A 16,210-nucleotide genomic window follows, 5' to 3' on the forward strand; every position below is an offset into this window, starting at 1 on the left:
TTTAGTCTGTCACCAAAAAACCTAAACATTATGAAACCTGTTACCTGGTTTGAGATACCGGTTACTGATATGGACCGGGCCAAAAAATTCTATGAAACCATTTTTGAAGTGGAAATTTCGATCCACGAAATGGACAACTTCGTCATGGGCTGGTTCCCTATAGACCACCAGGCACAAGGTGCCACCGGCACACTGATGAAAGCTGAAACCTACGTGCCCTCATACGATGGAACCATGGTTTATTTTGGCGTAGATGAGATCAAAGATGTGCTGGGCCGGGTAGAAAAAGCCGGAGGAAAGATTGTTAACCCCAAAATGCAAATTGGCGAACACGGATTTGTGGGACATTTTGAAGACTCGGAAGGAAACAGAGTGGCATTGCATCAGGGTGTATAATAGATCAATGAAAACCTTTTTCAAAACCATACACCCAATACCTGATGAGATCCTTGAAGAATATCTAAGCCACTGGAAGCCTTATGAACTTCCGGGGAAAACAATCATGACCGCTCCGGGAAAAGTGGAACGATACATGTATTATGTGGTCGAGGGCATTCAGAAATCCTACTACCTCAAAGACGGTAAAGCCCATATTATCGCTTTTACCTATTCCCCTTCCTTTTCCGGCATCCCGGAATCCTTCTTCACCCAGGTACCTTCTCATTATTTTCTGGAAACCCTGCAAGACAGCAAATTTTTAAGGATTTCTTATGAAACGCACCAATCCCTGATGCAAAAGTATCGGCCTATCGAAACCCTTTTTCGAAAAGCCACTGAGCAGTTCCTGGCCGGAATGATCCAGCGACATTATGAGCTTATGGCCTTTTCCATTGAAGACCGCTTTAAAACCTTTGTGAAAAGAAGCCCGCACCTGCTTCATATGGTCTCTCAGAAAGACCTGGCCTCCTATCTCCGCATCGATGCAACCAACTTCAGCAAGCTGATGGGTACCGTCCGTATCTAACGTTCTCACGCAAAGGTGTAAAAGACACAAAAGGCTCCTTTAAAAAAGTAAACACCAAAACCTTCAACCCCTTTAGCGAGCTTTCCGTCTATCCATCTGAATCTTGGTTTATACCAAAAATTAAGGTTTGAGGCTGTTAGACCTTTGTCTCAAAAATGAAACGAATAGTTACACTCTCAATCCTTTTAGCCATGCAGCATCTATCAAAAGCACAGCAATGGATCGACCGATCGCTTTATCCATTCGAAGACCAATACATTCAGCTTGAAAGCGGTACCATGCACTATGTGGATGAAGGGCAGGGGCCGGTCATCCTGTTTATACACGGTACACCCACCTGGTCATTTCTTTACCGCGATTTTATCAAAGCACTTTCAAAGGATTACCGCTGTATCGCCATTGACCACCTGGGATTTGGCCTTTCGGATAAAAGCAAAGCATTTGAAGGTACTCCACAGGCTCATGCTAAAAATCTTGTGGCGTTTATCAAGAAGCTGGATCTGAAGGACATCACACTTGTCGTGCATGACTTTGGGGGGCCAATTGGACTGAGTGCCGGACTGGAAGTTCCGGAGCGTATCCAAAACATTGTGCTCTTCAACACCTGGCTCCGCGCAACCGATACCAACAAAGAAATGCTTAAGGCAGATAAGATCATCCGCAGCTTCCCGGGTCAGTTTATGTACCTTAATCTCAACTTTTCACCTAAAGTTCTCCTCAAAAAAGCCTTTTCTAACAAAAAGCTACTTACCAAAGCAGTCCATCAGCATTATCTGAAACCATTTCCGAATAAAGATTCCAGGTATGGACTCTTGCGCATTGCTAAATCCCTCGTTGGCTCCTCTGACTGGTACGAGGCGCAATGGCAACAGCTGGGTAAGCTTGAAGACAAAAACTGGCTGATCTTGTGGGGCACAAAAGATCCGTTTTTTAATGACGAGTATCTCGATAGGTGGAAAGATCGCCTCCCACAAGCTACAATTCAGACCTTCGATAGCGGACATTTCGTGCAGGAAGAAAAACCTGACGAAGCTTTAAAAGCAATCAAAGAATTTCTGGGCATACCGGTCGAAGCACGTTATTGAAAAATTGAACTTTTCGCTAACTTCACAATGATCACCAACTAAAACATATTGTGAAGTATCTGAAGTTCTCCAACGGTGACAAAATGCCGATAATCGGTTTAGGCACCCATGCAATCGATCCCAACAAAATCTATGATGTCATCCGCTCCGCCATAGAAGTAGGATACCGCCACTTTGACTGTGCGGCAAGCTATGGAAATGAAAAAGAGATCGGTCGGGCATTTGCAGATGCTATGGATGACGGAGACGTGGAGCGAGAAGACCTGTGGGTCACCTCCAAGCTTTGGGGTTCGTCCATGATAGAGGATGAGGTAGTACCCACTCTGGAAAGGACACTAGAGGACCTGCAACTGGATTACCTGGACCTCTACCTGGTTCACTGGCCGGTACCCCTGAAGCCCGGAGTGCTCTACCCCGAGAAGCAGGAAGACTTCCTCACACAGAACGAAGCTCCGCTCATAGATACATGGACCGGGATGGAAGACTGCATGGACGAGGAGCTAACACGCCACATCGGAGTGAGCAACTTCAACATCGATAAGATCCGTCAACTGCTGACTGAAGGCACCCTGGAGGTGGAACTTAACCAGGTAGAAATGCATCCCTTTTTACCTCAGCAGACCCTTTATGACTTTTGCCGGATGAATGATGTGCTGCTCTCCGCATATGCGCCCCTTGGCTCTCCAGGACGACCGGCAAATGAAAAGCGTTCCAACGAACCATCGCTACTGAATGAGCCTGCTATCGTAGAGATTGCCAAAAAACATGGTTGTACTCCTGCCCAGGCATTGCTCGCCTGGTCTTTGACACGGAAAACAGCAGTCCTGCCCAAAGCAAGCAGTCCTGAGCGACTGAAAGAAAACCTGGAAGCCATCAACTTCAAGCTGGACCGTGAAGACCTTCGCCAGCTAATCGTCCTTCCTAAGTTCCGTTATTTCGATGGTACCGTCTTCACCACCCACGGCTCTCCTTACAAGCTGACGGATATTTGGGAGTATTGAGGTTGGGTTGCGAGGTTGCGGGTTAAAAGCAGGCTTGCAACACTCAAATTGAGTGAAAATCCGTTCACTTCAACACATAAGCCGTTTTACAATAACGGTGCGGAAATGGGAAATGGCTTAAGCTGTCATTTTTCCTTGATCATTACAGAGATTGGAAAATGATCGCTAAAGCCTCGCGGATCGTAGGTGCTGGAGGATGAAGGCCGGCCGAACCTTCGTGGCGACTGGTAGCTGCCTTCGGCCATGATGTCAAAATTATTGACCTGCGTGGTTTCGGGGAGCACCTGGATGTCGGCGGTCTTTTTGATCAGGGCTTTATTGGCCAGCATCTGGTCAAACATGTATGGCCCGCTGTAATAGACACTCCCGATGCCTTTGCCAAATTCCAGGCCCATCAGGTTGAATACCCAGGGCAGCGAGCGGGCGTTCATGATCTTTTCACGGTTATGCGAGCTCAGCAGGTAATCCGTAAATGCCAGGTTGAAAGGATCGTCATTGAAATCACCCATGATGAGGATGGGTACCTCTTCCCCCTTGATCTCGTGGATGCGGGTGATCCAGTAGCTGAGCGTTTCCGCGGCGATGATGCGGTAAGGCTCAGTCTCCAGTTGGGAGGGCATGCGGGCAGGCCAGTGGTTGGCCACCAGGATCAGGTCACGTCCCTGTTTGGTTTTGAAATTCACCTGGAAGATATCACGGGTGGGTGTCCGTTTGGTCACCCGGTAGGAGAACTGTTCGTGTTTCGTGAATTTTGCCGTGTCATACAGGAACGCTACATCAATGCCCCGTTTATCCTCATTTTCATCCAGGGCAATATCATAGGTGCGGTTGAGCGGGGCGAGTTTGCCAATAAGCTGGCGTAGCACATTTTTATTTTCCACTTCGCATACACCCAGGATTTCCGGTCCGGAGCCTTCATTCATCCTCAGGATGACCCGGGCGAGCTGGTCCAGCTTCGTGTCAAGTACGGCCTGGGTCCAGCCTTCCAATTCGCCGCAAAGATAACTGTGCAGCCATTCGGTGCGGTTGAGTGAGTTTTCTACCTCAAAGAGGTTTTCGAGGTTCCACCAGGCGATGTGATAGGTTTGCATGGGAGTGGTTTTAGGTGAGCGATGGTTTAGTATTAGTTAATATTGATGCTACCAGCCTTTACCGCTGTAGTGCTCTTTATCAGGGATCATGCACATTCCAAAATCCCGTTTAAACTTGATAGTGACGGGCATCCCACCACCCTGGTAGGTCATGGACACAAGGTCCCATATTACACCATCCGGCTTATATAAATAGATGGAGTTAAGTTCGCTAGGCCAGTTTGATGTGGTAAAGTCGCGACTTTTTCCAAAGTCATAGTCATCCATCTTTTCTTCCGAATCATGTTCGGAAAGTGCATTGCAAATGGTAACAATATCACTTTTTGAATACCCCTTTGCTGCGCGGTAAAAACCGATGAGGTTGGAAGTCAGGTCTTCTTCTGACCAGGCCGATCCGCTAATGAAATCTGTCCACTCCTGGACTTTTTCAAATTGCAAAGAAGTAAGTTCGTAAATGGCAAGCGCTATCCCTTCTATTTCATCCCGCCTGAGTGGTTTTAAGATTCGTATGGTAAATTTTACAGATGAGACTGGAATACCAAGTGCCGCTGACTCCATGGTTCGCAAAGGGATATCTATGTATCTATGTCCGGTCAGTTTCAGATAGTTTGATGCAACAGAGATTGCATCTATATAGTCTGAGGCTAGTGAAGGGTTGGCGTGACCCCAGTCGATGACCCCGCATTTTCTGGAATACCGATATCTTTCCATTTGCACCATATTTGTTGGTCCCTGCTGCACCGTATGGGTCAGTTCGTGGGCTAATAGATGCTTGCCCGAGCTGCTCTCCGGGCTGTATTTTCCGGCATTGAAGTAAACATGATTGCCATGAGTAAAGGCCTGGGCATTGAGCTGTTTATTCATCTGCACGGCCTGCCCATCCGTGTGGATCTTAACGCCCGAAAAGTCTGTCCCGAACCGGCTTTCCATAAAGTTCCGGGTGTTCGGGTCCATAGCCTGCCCGCCCGATTTGCTCCCTTTCAGGGTACTTTCCACAGATCTGCTGACTGATGGAGCGCCGGAAAAACGTTTGGTCTGTACTTCCTCCTCTTCTTCCGGCTGACGCTGCAGTTTTGGCTGTACCTCCTCTTCTTCGACCTGGCGTTGTAATTTGGGTTGAACTTCTTCTTCCTCCTCTTCCTGACGCTGAAGCCGCATCGGCTGCACCTCTTCTTTTTCCTCCTCCTGACGTTGGAGACGACTGGCTTGGACTTCCTCCTCTTCACCCTCTTGCCGCTGTACCAGGGGAGTGATGCCCGCAGCGATTGGCTTTTGCTGTACTTTTTCTTCCGCATCGCAGGCGGCACATTTTCGCTGTACAGCAGCGGCCGGCATAGATACTACCCGGTCAGCCACCCGGTTTGCTTCCTGTTCGTAGCTATCATTGGCTTTTCCAACTTTGATCTTGCGTTGGATCCCATGCCGGTAAATGGCTACCGGACGAACAGAGCTGGTTTTGGTTTTCGTTTCAGCCACTTTATACATATTGCTTCAGTTTTACGCTACTTTAAGATAATCAATTCTTTTTCTCTTAGTTTCTGAAAGACAGAAATCGGTATTTCTGAATCCGTTGCCAGGTTGGTATAGGTCACATATGTTTTATTTTCCTGCTTTCGTTTCCGCACACTTGTACGAATGCTGTTTGCCCGGGAATCACCGATTCCAGGCAGTTCTTTAAGTTTTTCGACTGAATTGTCTTCATTCAGGTTGACCGGAGGGGGTTTTGGCACACCTGAGAGGTGATAATCTTTGTAATTCCGCTCGATCGGGTTCTGCACCCATTTATCCACTTTAAGCCCGAGTTTGGGCTCTTCCTTTTTGCTTTGGTTGATGGAAACTGCCCAGCACTTCAGGCCCAATGGCACATTATCTTCAGCCTCAATGATTTCCCGCTTGGCCTGTTTTTCGTTCTTATTGTCTTCTGTGGAGTTATCCACCGCTTTTAGCAAACCGCTTTTACCGGGCTGGCTGCCGTAATCGGGTATCACTTTATAGGACACATTTAGACCACTTCCTACCGCTGATTTCACTTTAGATTCGACCTGGCTTTCGTGTTGGGAGTTACCGGTTCTCGACAGGGGCGTCATGTTTTTCCATTCGCCCGGGCCGTGAAGGTTTTCATTGAGCAGGTGCCCGCGGATGTAGTAGCTTGCCCCGGAGCTAGTCCTTCGTTTGTTCAGCTTATCATACTCGCCATGCTGTGCTTGTGTGGGGGAGGACCCTGAAGGGCCTGCTTTCGCGAGTGGTATGACACTCATGGAAGTGCCGAACCCATTACGCAAGCCGCCATACTTTACCTCCCCGGTGGTCATACTCCCGCCAAAGAGTTTTCCTGTTGGGACCACAAGCTGGGCAAACAGATCATTCAGCTTGGATTCTTTTTGTTCATCCTTGAGTTTGTTGTTGGATGAAACCTCATCGATCTCCCGGGCGATGGCAAGAGCCTGTTTTTTGGCTGTAGCCTTTTTACCATCTCCTTTCACATCCACATTGCGGATAAAGGTTTCGTAGTTCTGCTCCGTGCTGGCGATCATCAGATGAGGTTTGGACTGGGAGCCTTTGAAATAGACCTGGTGGGTTTCTCCATCTTCAGCTTTGAACTTTTTACGGTTGCGCCACCACTTCACAATTTTTCCAGCCACCTTCTTGCCTTTTTTCACACCCGCTTTGACAAATTTCTTAGCTGCTTTAAAAAGTTTTTTGGCTTTTTTTACCACAAACCGGATCACCTTGTCGATGACCTTGTTGATCGGCTTACGCACTTTGGCAATCACCTTTTTAACGGCTTTGGTGATCCCGCCGAGGTTGAGGAGTTTGGCCATGAAGTCGAGGATGATCGGAATGATCATCGCCAGGCCGCGCTCCACGGCGGCCGCTACTTTGCCCAATCTGCCGAAAGCAATATCTGCGATGGCCCCAAAGACCGTTTTCACGAAAGTGACGATCCGCTCAAAATTGTCGATCAACCACATGACCACATTGTAGATGGTTTTGATGGCCTGAATGATGGCTCCGGCCGGACTCAGAAAACTGGCCAGCATGATGATCCCCTGCTTCACGATGTTGGTGATCACCCAGTTACGAATGCCTTCCATGACCGTCTGTTTGATCTCGGCGGCTTTTTCCTTGAGCATTTCCCACAGGGCAATGGGGCCTTCGGTGATGACCCGCTTCACGATATCCACTGTTTTTTCCACCCGGCTCACGGTTTCTTCTCCTAATTGTTTCACCAGGCGAGCCCGGATGTTGCTCCAGGTCAACCCCAGAATTTGCAGCACCAGGTGCATGATCCCTTTCAGATCCCATTTTTCCGGGAGCTGCAGTCCGATGCTGCCGAGTGGGCCCGTAAGCCACTCCACCACCCCGGAGATCAGGTGTTTTTTGATGTTGAGGCCGAAATTCGTAATTCCCTGTCCGACTCCCCGCACCAGGTTCATGATAAAATCAATCGGATGAAGGACAATTTTTTTGATGATCCGTGCCCCTTTGTTGATCACGTTCATGAGGGCTCCCTCATCCATCCCAAACTTTCCGAGCACCCACTTGAAGAACTTCAGCATGGCATTGAGCAGCAGGTTCGCCAGTTTGGAGAGCGCACCCGACAGGGACTCCTTCATTTTCTCGATCTTCTGATCGATCTTTTTGATGGCCGCTTCTTTTTTATCGCATAGCTTTTTCTGTAGCTCCTGTTCTTTTTGATCAATGAACTCATCCAGTTCATCCAGCTTTTTCTGCGTGTCCTGCATCGCTTTCTCACCGGCCTTTTTCAGGTCGGGGCCGAGTGTGGAAACATATTTTTTGATCTCCTTCCGGGCATTTGAAAGCTCGGTTTTGCATTCCCTGATGACTGCTTCGTTTTCTTTGGTGATGGTGACAATGAGTCCGTCGATCCGATTTACGTAGCGTTCCTTTGCATCAGAGAAGGCTTTTTCAACTTCAGGAAAATCATCAATACCCATCAGCCAGTCTTTAGCCGCTGCAGCCCACCCAAATGCCCCGGAATAGCGTTTTTCCTTGAACGCGTTGATGTCGGCATTCACTTCATCTTCAAACTGTTCGGAAAATTTCTCCTGGGCTTTGTCAAATTTCCGCATGGAGTCCTTTTCCAGGCTATCCAGTTTGGTTTTGATCTTTTTCCGGGCATTTTCATAGATCGTGTTGATGTGTTTGACCACCCCTTCCCGCTTCTTCTCCATCCCGGTTTTGGTGCCCTGCTGGGTGGCCTTTACGTCGTTGAGCTGCTTTTTGCGTTTGTCAGTCATCTGCTTGCGCACTCCCTGCTCTTCCTGCTGCATGCTGACGTCCACTGACCTTTTTTCACTCTGGGCATACTGCCTGGCTGCTTTAGGCTCGGCATTCACACTATTTTTGATGCCTTTTCGCTCCTTCCGGGCCTCCAGCAAGTCACCACTATCCACCATGCTCAGTTCCTCATCGGAGATCCCTTCCTGCTTCAACTGGTGGTCCGATTCTTCTTCAAAGACTTTAAAATCCGTGTGGGCGGATTCAAGACCGGGCACAGCTTCTTTCCCAAGGTCCAGCTTTGGCGTTTCCGGGGCACCTTTTACCGCCGGAATGGGCTTTGGTGTTTTCTTAGAAGGTTTTGGTTCTGGTGTGCTTTCGATCTCACTGTACGTGGCATCCACTGCTTTTACATCCTGTGTCACCACGCCGGTCACCTGATCGCCGATGCCTTTAGCCATCCCTTTTTTCTTGAAGTTATCCAGATCCTCCAACGTTTTGGGCACTGACCGGTCGATGGCTTCATTCAGGCTGTTGCGTGCGCTATCTTCGGATGGTTTAGGTTCTTGTTTTCCTTCCAGCGTATCAATTTGAGCCGAATTGCTCTCGGATTGGCCTTCATTGGCGGGTGGTTCTACCGCTTCTTCTGTTTGAATAACTTTTTCGCCCGCGGTATCATGGTCTTTTTCGTTTACGGCGAGTTGTTGGGTCTTTTCCGCGGCATTTCCACAGACATTTTTACTGGTCTTTTCCAGGTCTTTTTTTACATCCGGAAATTTCTTTTTAGCCAGTGGCCCGAGTTCGGCCTTTTTTCCTTCTTCAGACGAGCCTTCCTCGGGTGGCGGTGCCGCACTTGTAGCCTGGTCTTTTTTTTCTTCCGGACCCAGTTCCTTCTGCTCTTCTCCCTCTTCCACCAAAGGCTCCGGTTCCGGTGCTTTGGTTTCAGCATTTTTACTGGACTTGGCAACTGGTTTCACTGGTTCGGCAGGCTTGGATGAAACGACCGGCGGTGCTGATGGGGTACCTCTGGCACCTACGGAAATCTCCTGGTCACCGGGCAGCGTTTCTTTCTCAGCTTCTCCTGCTACTTCCGGTGTGTCGGGTGTTTTAGCTGGTGGCTGGCTTCGCTTTACCTGTTTCGGGGGTGCGATGGCGGTTGATTTCTTTTCCGATTTGGTTGCAGTGGTCACCATTACTTGATCCGGCCTTCTTTTTGAAATTCCTTTTTGATCCCTTCCTCTAGGTCATGGAGGAGAATGATATTGCTTCCCCGGTTGAGCGCCATCAGGGAGCTGTAGCGCACAATGTTCATAGTAGCTCCCCCGGAGAGTTCATAGGTGCGGGCCAGGTCCCGCAGGTTGATGCTTTCCTCCAGTTTGCATTTTGGTGAGAAGCCTTTTTGCCAGAGTTTGAAGCGCTGTGATTCACCCGGCATCGGGAAATTGATGATGGATTCAAACCTGCGTACAAACGCATCATCCAGGTTATTTTTCATGTTGGAGGCCAGGATGATCACCCCATCAAAAACTTCAATCCGCTGGAGGAGGTAGGAGACCTCCTGGTTGGCAAACCGGTCTCTTGAATCACTGACGCTTGTCCTTTTCCCAAACAGGGCATCGGCTTCATCGAAAAAAAGGATCCAGTTTTTGTACTCCGCCTGATCAAAGATCCGCGAGAGGTTTTTCTCGGTTTCACCGATGTACTTGGAAACTACCGATGACAGGTCGATCTTGTACACATCCCGGTTGGTGTATTTTCCCAAAAGACAGGCCGTCATGGACTTGCCGGTGCCCGGCGGACCATAAAACAGGCAGCGGTACCCGGGCCGTAGTTTTTTGGCCAGTTGCCACTCCTGAAGAAGTGTCTGTCCATGATCGATCCACATTTGGATCTCCTTCACCTGGCTGAGTGTAGACTCTTCCAGCACCAGGTCCTCCCAATCCAGCTCAGTGGAAATGTGCTGGGCAGGGAAGTCGAAGCTGAGGGTAGGCTTCCGGATCTCTCCGGTGGTAAAGTAGTCGATGATTTCCTGCGAGAGAACAAGCTGGCCACACATCCGGGGTTCATTTTCCCGGGGAACATCCAGTTTCAGAATATCGTGTTTGGCAAACACATGATCCCGGTCAAACATGGTGTAGGCCGTAAAACCATCTTCCAGTTTACCTCCTGAAAGCAGGAAACGAAGCGTTTCACCTGTAGGCAGGAAGCCGCCATGGCTGCTTCCGGTGATCCCGCCGAATTCGGTAAATCCCCGGTCGTAGTTCTTGTTGCTCAGGAAAAATACATCCAGCAGTTGCGGACGGATGTGCGGAATGAGGGCCAGTAATATGGCCAGCCGTTCCCACAGCCCCAGGCGGTAGTGTCGTAAGAAACTCGCATACAGTGACTGGCCGGAAGACAGGTCAGGTGGCTCTATGTCAAAAACATCTGCTATAGCTGTCTCTTTCTCAAAATACTGGTCGAGCCGGGCCTGCAGGATGCGGACAAACCAGTCGAGTTCGAGCTCCAGTTCGGTGGCATTATGGTGCAATTGATCGTTTACCATTCCGTATGAATTAAGTAATCGTTCCAGGGTAATTTGATCGTACTGATCCCCCAGGGGAGTTTTTCGAAAAGCACATCATAGGCTTTTTGCTCCACCTGAAGCAACCAGTCTTTATCTTTTCGGATGAGTTTGCCTTCACGTTGTAAAAAAGCTTCCCGGAATCCTTCGTTGGAAGTGCTTTTTAGCGGTGGCCAATGAGCAATTGTTGCAGTCAGCAACTCCTCACAAGCTTTCCGTTCTTCATCAGTGAGTGTGATCTCCGGGTCTACAAATTCTTCTGGAGAAAGCCCGCAAAGCACTTTGCTGAGCAGAAAATGATATTCAGGCAGATTTGGGTCACCGGAGCCCAGGTATTGCAAGAGATGCGTAGCCCGCTCAATTGAATGGAAGTCCCTGAACTCGTTGTTGACCGTGAGTTGGAGGCTTTCAAAAAGTTTTGCCAGGAAAGGCCAGAGGATGACCAGGCCCGCGTTCCGGATGTAGAAGTCCGGGAGTTCTTCCACGGGCTCGTCCCGGGGTTCTTTTTTGGATAATTCTTTCGGTCTGGTTTTGAGTTCACCTGGTGTTGGAACCTCTGTAAAATCTTCGGAATCGAGTAACAAGCGCAGCTCACTCAGTTGGTCCGGGGTGATCGGAGGAGGTTGGGGAGTCTCCTGTTGCTCCTTTACTTCCCGCAATAATTTTTCAATCGCCGGAGGAAATTGCCGGATGGTGCGTTGCAACTCTTCAAGGACTTTCCGGGTGTTTTTTACCGTTGTTTTCAGGTCGAGGCGGGCTCTGTACGCGGCTTCCCGGAGAAGCATAAGAAGCCCTTCCTTCCGTTGGGTTTTTGATTTATAAGCGTGTTCCCGGACCCACCAGAGTATGGTTTTTGGTGATGGAGAAGTTGTTGCGGTTGTTTCCGGACCGGTTAGTTCCTCCCGAAGACTTTGGGTATCTGCCAATTTTTTGGGAACTAAATGGGTTAGCCGGTCCCCCTCTTTTTTGGTGATCAGCTTGGCCTTTACCAGTTTTTCCGCAAGATCTTCCAGGTACTTTTCCGGTTCACGGAAACCAGAAGACAGGGTGAATGTGTATCGGGCCAGCCAATCCATGAGCCCGGCTTTTTTCTTAAATATCGAAATATAATGTAGCAGGTCGAATTGGATGGATTCAATTGCCGGGTTCCCCTTTGAAGTAGATTGGAGGGTTTTTTGAATGACCTGAAAGGTTTTTGAAAGCTTTGCTGTGCCCGGACTTCCAAGGAGCAGTTGAAGCAATTCATTCCCCTGTTTCCGGGAAACCAGGCGGATGAGGTTTTCCCGAAAGGACAGGTTCTGTATGGAGGAAAGCAGGTAGTCCTGCAACTCCGCGGGGCGGTGATCCACTAATTCGGTGAAAATTGCAGAGAAAATATTTTCAACAGGGCCATGGAGTGGGGAGGGCAACCATCCATACTCCAGGTAGTTTCTAAAAATCGTGAACGGGTCTGTGAACGCTGTATTTTGGGATTGTTTGCCGATCTTGGTACGGAACCATCCGTCAATGGCTTTGAAGTCGGATGCCTGGGCTTTTTGGGACGCGGCCATTTCCAGCCATAACGCCAGAAGTACCGGATCAGGCTCCTGCCATTTGTTAAAGATTTGCTTCCTGAGCTTGTCGATGGTCTGCTGAGCTTTCTCCAGAATGATCCGGATCACGATAAGTATGGCCGATTCATCAAAATAGGTGGTAACCTGCCGCCTAGACCCCGGATTTTGGAGTTTGCGCCGCAGGTAAATACTAAATCCCAGGTACTTTTTCTCCAGGGTTTCCAGGGCTTCCCGGATGTTGAACTCCGGTTCGGGAAGTGTTGATCCGGGTTCCAGGAGGGCACTGAGGTTTCTGAAGAGCTGCTCTGTAAGATCCCCGTGTGATTTGGACTCAAGGGTGGTCCGCAACTGCTCCATAGAGGACCTCATGTCTTCCTCCGGCGAGTCTTTCAGAATATGGAGGATCCGGTAGAGTTCGGCCCATTGCATTTTATTGAGTTGGGAGAAGTCATTTACTTCTTTCCGGATTCCTTCATGGATGTCTTTTTGCAGGACACCGAGGACCATGGCGTGATGCGTATCGGTGAAAAGGTGACTGATCCGTTTCCGGAATGAAGGGACACTGATCCCTTTTTGGATGACCGGAATGAGTTTTTTGAAGGACCCGGAATGGAATAACCTGTCCACTGCTTTGTCCGGGGAGCTCTCTGGGAGGCTCGCCCACCAGGGGAGCGATCCGTAATAGAGGTAAAACCGGATGAGTTCCAGGTCAGAACCATCTGGGGAATCCCGGTCATAGGGGTTCTCGTCACCTTTCGCTGCTTTGGAAATTTCGTGAGTCAACGCTTTCCTGAAGACATCTTTTACGATTTTCGCCAGTTCATCCTCCATTTTGGCGTATGCGATGTTCCCGATGTCCAACTCCAACCGGTCGATCCGGATTACCTGGTCTCGAGGTACACTTTCCCGGCAGATAGCTTCGAGCATTGGGGTTATTTTCCGGGTGACCAGCTCTCCGAAATTTTGCCGAATGTTTAACGCAAGGTGTTCATCCGGAACTTCGAGTTCCCAACGCTGGGATTTAATGATATAGCGGTCATTGCTCATCGGCATGGGAATAGAGTTCTTCGATCAGGGAATTCAGTTTTGCGGAGATCTCTGCCGGGTCATCGGAAGTGGCTGCTGCCTGGAGCCATTCGCGATAAACATTTTTCAGATCTTCCAGGATTTCCGGCTTCAACCAGGTGATGGAAGCCAGGAGGTGTGCCGGTGTTTCCTGACGGACCATCTTTTCTACATACCGGCCCAGCTTGTTCAGCTGGGCGTCTTCGGGCTCTTCCCGGAATCGCTCCAGGTTCGGGATAAAAATGCTTACCTGGAATGAGTAGGGATCATGAAGCAGGATCTTATCCCCGTTTTTTACGATTTCGAGGAGCTTATCCTGCCGGGTCCGGGGGCGTAACAGGATGTGTTCGATGACCAGCGGACTGGTTTCGTCGAACCCGCATAAGTGAGCGAGTCGTTTTTCAAAGCCAGACATCAGGGATCTGTCAGGATCCGCATGGTTTAGGTAATTGACCCCCTGCGATCGGCGCTTGCTGGCATCCGGGTAGGTCGTCAGAAAAGCAATGCGGTGTTTTACAAGTTCACGGAGGTTTTCCAGTTGCTCTTCTTGGTCACTGCCAGGTTCACTATAGGCCGCATAATCCACAAAGCTTTCGCCATGTCGAGCGATGAGATGTTCCAGCAGGTCATTTCTGCGTTTGAGAAACAGCTCAGGTCTTTCCAGGTTTTCCTGCAGGCTTTCTTCATATTGTTCCTTCAGCAGGTCGGTCACTTTGGGCACCATCCGGAGAGGTTGGCTAAAATAGGTCTTATCGACAGACTCGTTGATAGAGAACAGGTCAGTAAGGTGTCCGAGTTGTGAAAAATAATTGGCCAGCAGTTGCTCAAAGACCAGCAGATAGCCTTTCAACTGCCGGGAATGCAGGAGTTGGCTTTCTGAGGTTGGGTCTGGAAGTCCCTGCTCCCCGATACCATAGATGAGCGGGAAATGGTTTTGTATGGAGTCGTAAGAGGTAATGTCAAATTCGTCACCTCCAGGTATTTCCAGATCATTTTTCGTGGCTTTTGGCACGGCGATCTTGGCAGGGCTGAAATCTTCCAGCTCGATATCAGTTTGAACCGGCACTTCGTCCAGGAATAATCGGATCTCAGAATTTTCGGTGCTTAATTTCGGCTGGTAGGTTTCGGGAGCAGTGAGTTTCAGGCAGGTGGTGATCCCTTCATTGATGATCTGCCCATAAATGGAATTGGAGATTTCACAGTGCTTTACGGAGCTGACCCCTTCGATTTTCATCAGGATCTCAATGATGCTGGATACATAGATGACATTTCTTCGCTTCAGCGCGGACATCTCCTCCTCCAAAATGAAGCCATTCTCCAACATGGGTCCGTCAAAGATCTCGGTGGTGTGCCTGCCGTCATCCAGGAGTTCCTGCAACGAGTAAAACCGGATGGATGGGTTAAGGAAGTTGTGAATATCCTCATAGATCGCATTAAAGACTTCTTTAGGGCTGGCTTCCGGGGTCAGGTTTACAGAAGCCTTAATTCCGATCTCCTGTACCCGAACGGCCTTGAATTTGAGAAAATCTTCTCCAAGGTTGCGGTATTGATTGAGCCTGCTTCTGGCCCCGGAGACCCTTTTTTGTGTGACGACAATTTTTTCATTGAAGTAATTCAAAAGTGACCCGGATTCGATCGAGCTGACCTCTTTCTCTACCAAAGGTTTCAATGTGTCTAACTGATCTCCAGTGTAATGGCTACCATTCAGCAGTTTAATTCTTAGGTCGAGGGTTGTTTCCCGGGTAGTTGTTTTGATCCGCAGCCTGAAAAAATAGTGATAGCGTTCGCCGGGGTCATACACGGTATGATCAATTACATCAATGGAATCAAGGGAGATCTTTTGGTTCCAGAAAGGGGGTAATTGATCCCAATAAGGAAACTCCGCGAGCAGTTCATATTCCTTTTCATCAACGCAAAGTCTCCACCGGATGATGTTGCTGTTGAAGTCTTCCTCCCGGTCTTGGCAGTAGTAATCCGTTTCGGTTTCCACTGCACCTTCCTCAAATTCCAGTTGCACATCGTACAATCCGGTCGGCCTTACCCGTTCGCCCTGATCGTAATTGAGCCCATGATCCGGATGGAAATAGATGTCCTGTTCCAGCTTAATGGGTTTTTCCAACCAGGCATTACGGATACCTTCACAGTCGATCACCAGTTTCCGAAAGTCATCGGCAGTCAGCGGGTTGGAGGGCAGGACCTGCGCTGGGGTGAAGAAATTGGAGGCCACGTCTTCTGAGCTGCTGGCCAGGATATCGCGAATATTGAAGCTAGTGCGATAGCCCAGTTCTGTGATGGCATAGCAAAGGACCTCCAGGATGGTGATCCCCGGGTCATGGAGGTTGTGATCGGTCCAGGTATCCCCGGCCAGCTGACGGATATGCTCCAGGGCTTCTTCATGAAGCCGGGCATAATCCATGCTGGCATGGGTTGGTTTTTGCTTCGATATGGTGATGGATTCACCGGCCATGCTATTTTTTGGTTATAGCTTTAGCAGATGTTTCCAGGTGCGATCCGTTCAGTTGTTGTTCTGCTTGTGCCTGGATTTTTGGGATGAGGCTCTGTACCTGGATATAGGGGAGGTTCCCCAGGGCGCTCAGGATGACATTCGTTTCTTCAAGGGTGAGTTTTAGGTTTACTTCTTTCATG

General features: G+C 49.1%; 11 protein-coding genes. 4 read left to right on the forward strand and 7 right to left on the reverse strand.

Annotated features, from left to right (window positions below; all coding sequences use genetic code 11):
* The first annotated feature begins 30 nt into the window (after positions 1 to 30).
* The 4 genes from AC3E9V_RS25760 to AC3E9V_RS25775 all read left to right on the forward strand — a co-directional run bounded on the left by AC3E9V_RS25760 (position 31) and on the right by AC3E9V_RS25775 (position 3,050).
* Positions 31 to 396 carry a VOC family protein gene (locus tag AC3E9V_RS25760; RefSeq protein ID WP_488751052.1) on the forward strand — a complete coding sequence of 122 codons (366 nt, stop codon included), beginning with the start codon at positions 31 to 33 and terminating at the stop codon, positions 394 to 396.
* Positions 397 to 403: 7 nt separating this feature from the next.
* On the forward strand, positions 404 to 964 hold the full coding sequence (locus tag AC3E9V_RS25765; RefSeq protein ID WP_488751053.1) for a Crp/Fnr family transcriptional regulator: 561 nt from the start codon (positions 404 to 406) through the stop codon (positions 962 to 964).
* Positions 965 to 1,119: 155 nt separating this feature from the next.
* Entirely contained in the window at positions 1,120 to 2,049 is a 930-nt protein-coding gene (locus AC3E9V_RS25770; protein WP_488751054.1) for an alpha/beta fold hydrolase, read from the forward strand.
* Positions 2,050 to 2,099: 50 nt separating this feature from the next.
* Positions 2,100 to 3,050 (forward strand): aldo/keto reductase, encoded by a 951-nt coding sequence (locus AC3E9V_RS25775; protein WP_488751055.1) that lies wholly within the window; start codon positions 2,100 to 2,102, stop codon positions 3,048 to 3,050.
* A gap of 125 nt (positions 3,051 to 3,175) precedes the next feature.
* Here AC3E9V_RS25775 and AC3E9V_RS25780 read toward each other — a convergent pair whose 3' ends face one another.
* From AC3E9V_RS25780 to AC3E9V_RS25810, 7 genes are read right to left on the reverse strand one after another with little or no spacing between them, the layout of a single operon-like run.
* On the reverse strand, positions 3,176 to 4,141 hold the full coding sequence (locus AC3E9V_RS25780) for an endonuclease/exonuclease/phosphatase family protein (RefSeq protein ID WP_488751056.1): 966 nt from the start codon (positions 4,139 to 4,141) through the stop codon (positions 3,176 to 3,178).
* 48 nt (positions 4,142 to 4,189) lie between these two features.
* Positions 4,190 to 5,626 (reverse strand): eCIS core domain-containing protein, encoded by a 1,437-nt coding sequence (locus AC3E9V_RS25785; protein ID WP_488751057.1) that lies wholly within the window; start codon positions 5,624 to 5,626, stop codon positions 4,190 to 4,192.
* Between the two features lie 17 nt (positions 5,627 to 5,643).
* On the reverse strand, positions 5,644 to 9,576 hold the full coding sequence (locus AC3E9V_RS25790) for a phage tail protein (RefSeq protein ID WP_488751058.1): 3,933 nt from the start codon (positions 9,574 to 9,576) through the stop codon (positions 5,644 to 5,646).
* Entirely contained in the window at positions 9,576 to 10,928 is a 1,353-nt protein-coding gene (locus AC3E9V_RS25795) for an ATP-binding protein (RefSeq protein ID WP_488751059.1), read from the reverse strand. The genes AC3E9V_RS25790 and AC3E9V_RS25795 overlap by 1 nt, the downstream gene beginning before the upstream one ends.
* A complete protein-coding gene (locus AC3E9V_RS25800; RefSeq protein ID WP_488751060.1) occupies positions 10,922 to 13,546 on the reverse strand; it encodes a contractile injection system tape measure protein in 2,625 nt (874 codons plus the stop codon). Before AC3E9V_RS25800 ends, AC3E9V_RS25795 begins: the two co-directional genes overlap by 7 nt.
* Positions 13,536 to 16,031, reverse strand: a complete 2,496-nt coding sequence (locus AC3E9V_RS25805) for a hypothetical protein (protein ID WP_488751061.1) — start codon at positions 16,029 to 16,031, stop codon at positions 13,536 to 13,538. The genes AC3E9V_RS25800 and AC3E9V_RS25805 overlap by 11 nt, the downstream gene beginning before the upstream one ends.
* A 1-nt stretch (position 16,032) precedes the next feature.
* Complete coding sequence (locus tag AC3E9V_RS25810) at positions 16,033 to 16,209, reverse strand: hypothetical protein (RefSeq protein WP_488751062.1); 177 nt, start codon at positions 16,207 to 16,209, stop codon at positions 16,033 to 16,035.
* Between the last annotated feature and the right edge of the window lies 1 nt (position 16,210).

Source organism: Marinoscillum sp. HNIBRBA16962, from assembly GCF_057801515.1.

What these genes read in the sequence shown, in the direction of transcription:
- AC3E9V_RS25805 (WP_488751061.1), bottom strand. Translation starts at nt 16,031, where the DNA reads ATGGCCGGTGAATCCATCACCATATCGAAGCAAAAACCAACCCATGCC.
- AC3E9V_RS25800 (WP_488751060.1), bottom strand. Translation starts at nt 13,546, where the DNA reads ATGAGCAATGACCGCTATATCATTAAATCCCAGCGTTGGGAACTCGAA.
- AC3E9V_RS25770 (WP_488751054.1), top strand. Translation starts at nt 1,120, where the DNA reads ATGAAACGAATAGTTACACTCTCAATCCTTTTAGCCATGCAGCATCTA.
- AC3E9V_RS25795 (WP_488751059.1), bottom strand. Translation starts at nt 10,928, where the DNA reads ATGGTAAACGATCAATTGCACCATAATGCCACCGAACTGGAGCTCGAA.
- AC3E9V_RS25760 (WP_488751052.1), top strand. Translation starts at nt 31, where the DNA reads ATGAAACCTGTTACCTGGTTTGAGATACCGGTTACTGATATGGACCGG.
- AC3E9V_RS25785 (WP_488751057.1), bottom strand. Translation starts at nt 5,626, where the DNA reads ATGTATAAAGTGGCTGAAACGAAAACCAAAACCAGCTCTGTTCGTCCG.
- AC3E9V_RS25810 (WP_488751062.1), bottom strand. Translation starts at nt 16,209, where the DNA reads ATGAAAGAAGTAAACCTAAAACTCACCCTTGAAGAAACGAATGTCATC.
- AC3E9V_RS25765 (WP_488751053.1), top strand. Translation starts at nt 404, where the DNA reads ATGAAAACCTTTTTCAAAACCATACACCCAATACCTGATGAGATCCTT.
- AC3E9V_RS25790 (WP_488751058.1), bottom strand. Translation starts at nt 9,576, where the DNA reads ATGGTGACCACTGCAACCAAATCGGAAAAGAAATCAACCGCCATCGCA.
- AC3E9V_RS25780 (WP_488751056.1), bottom strand. Translation starts at nt 4,141, where the DNA reads ATGCAAACCTATCACATCGCCTGGTGGAACCTCGAAAACCTCTTTGAG.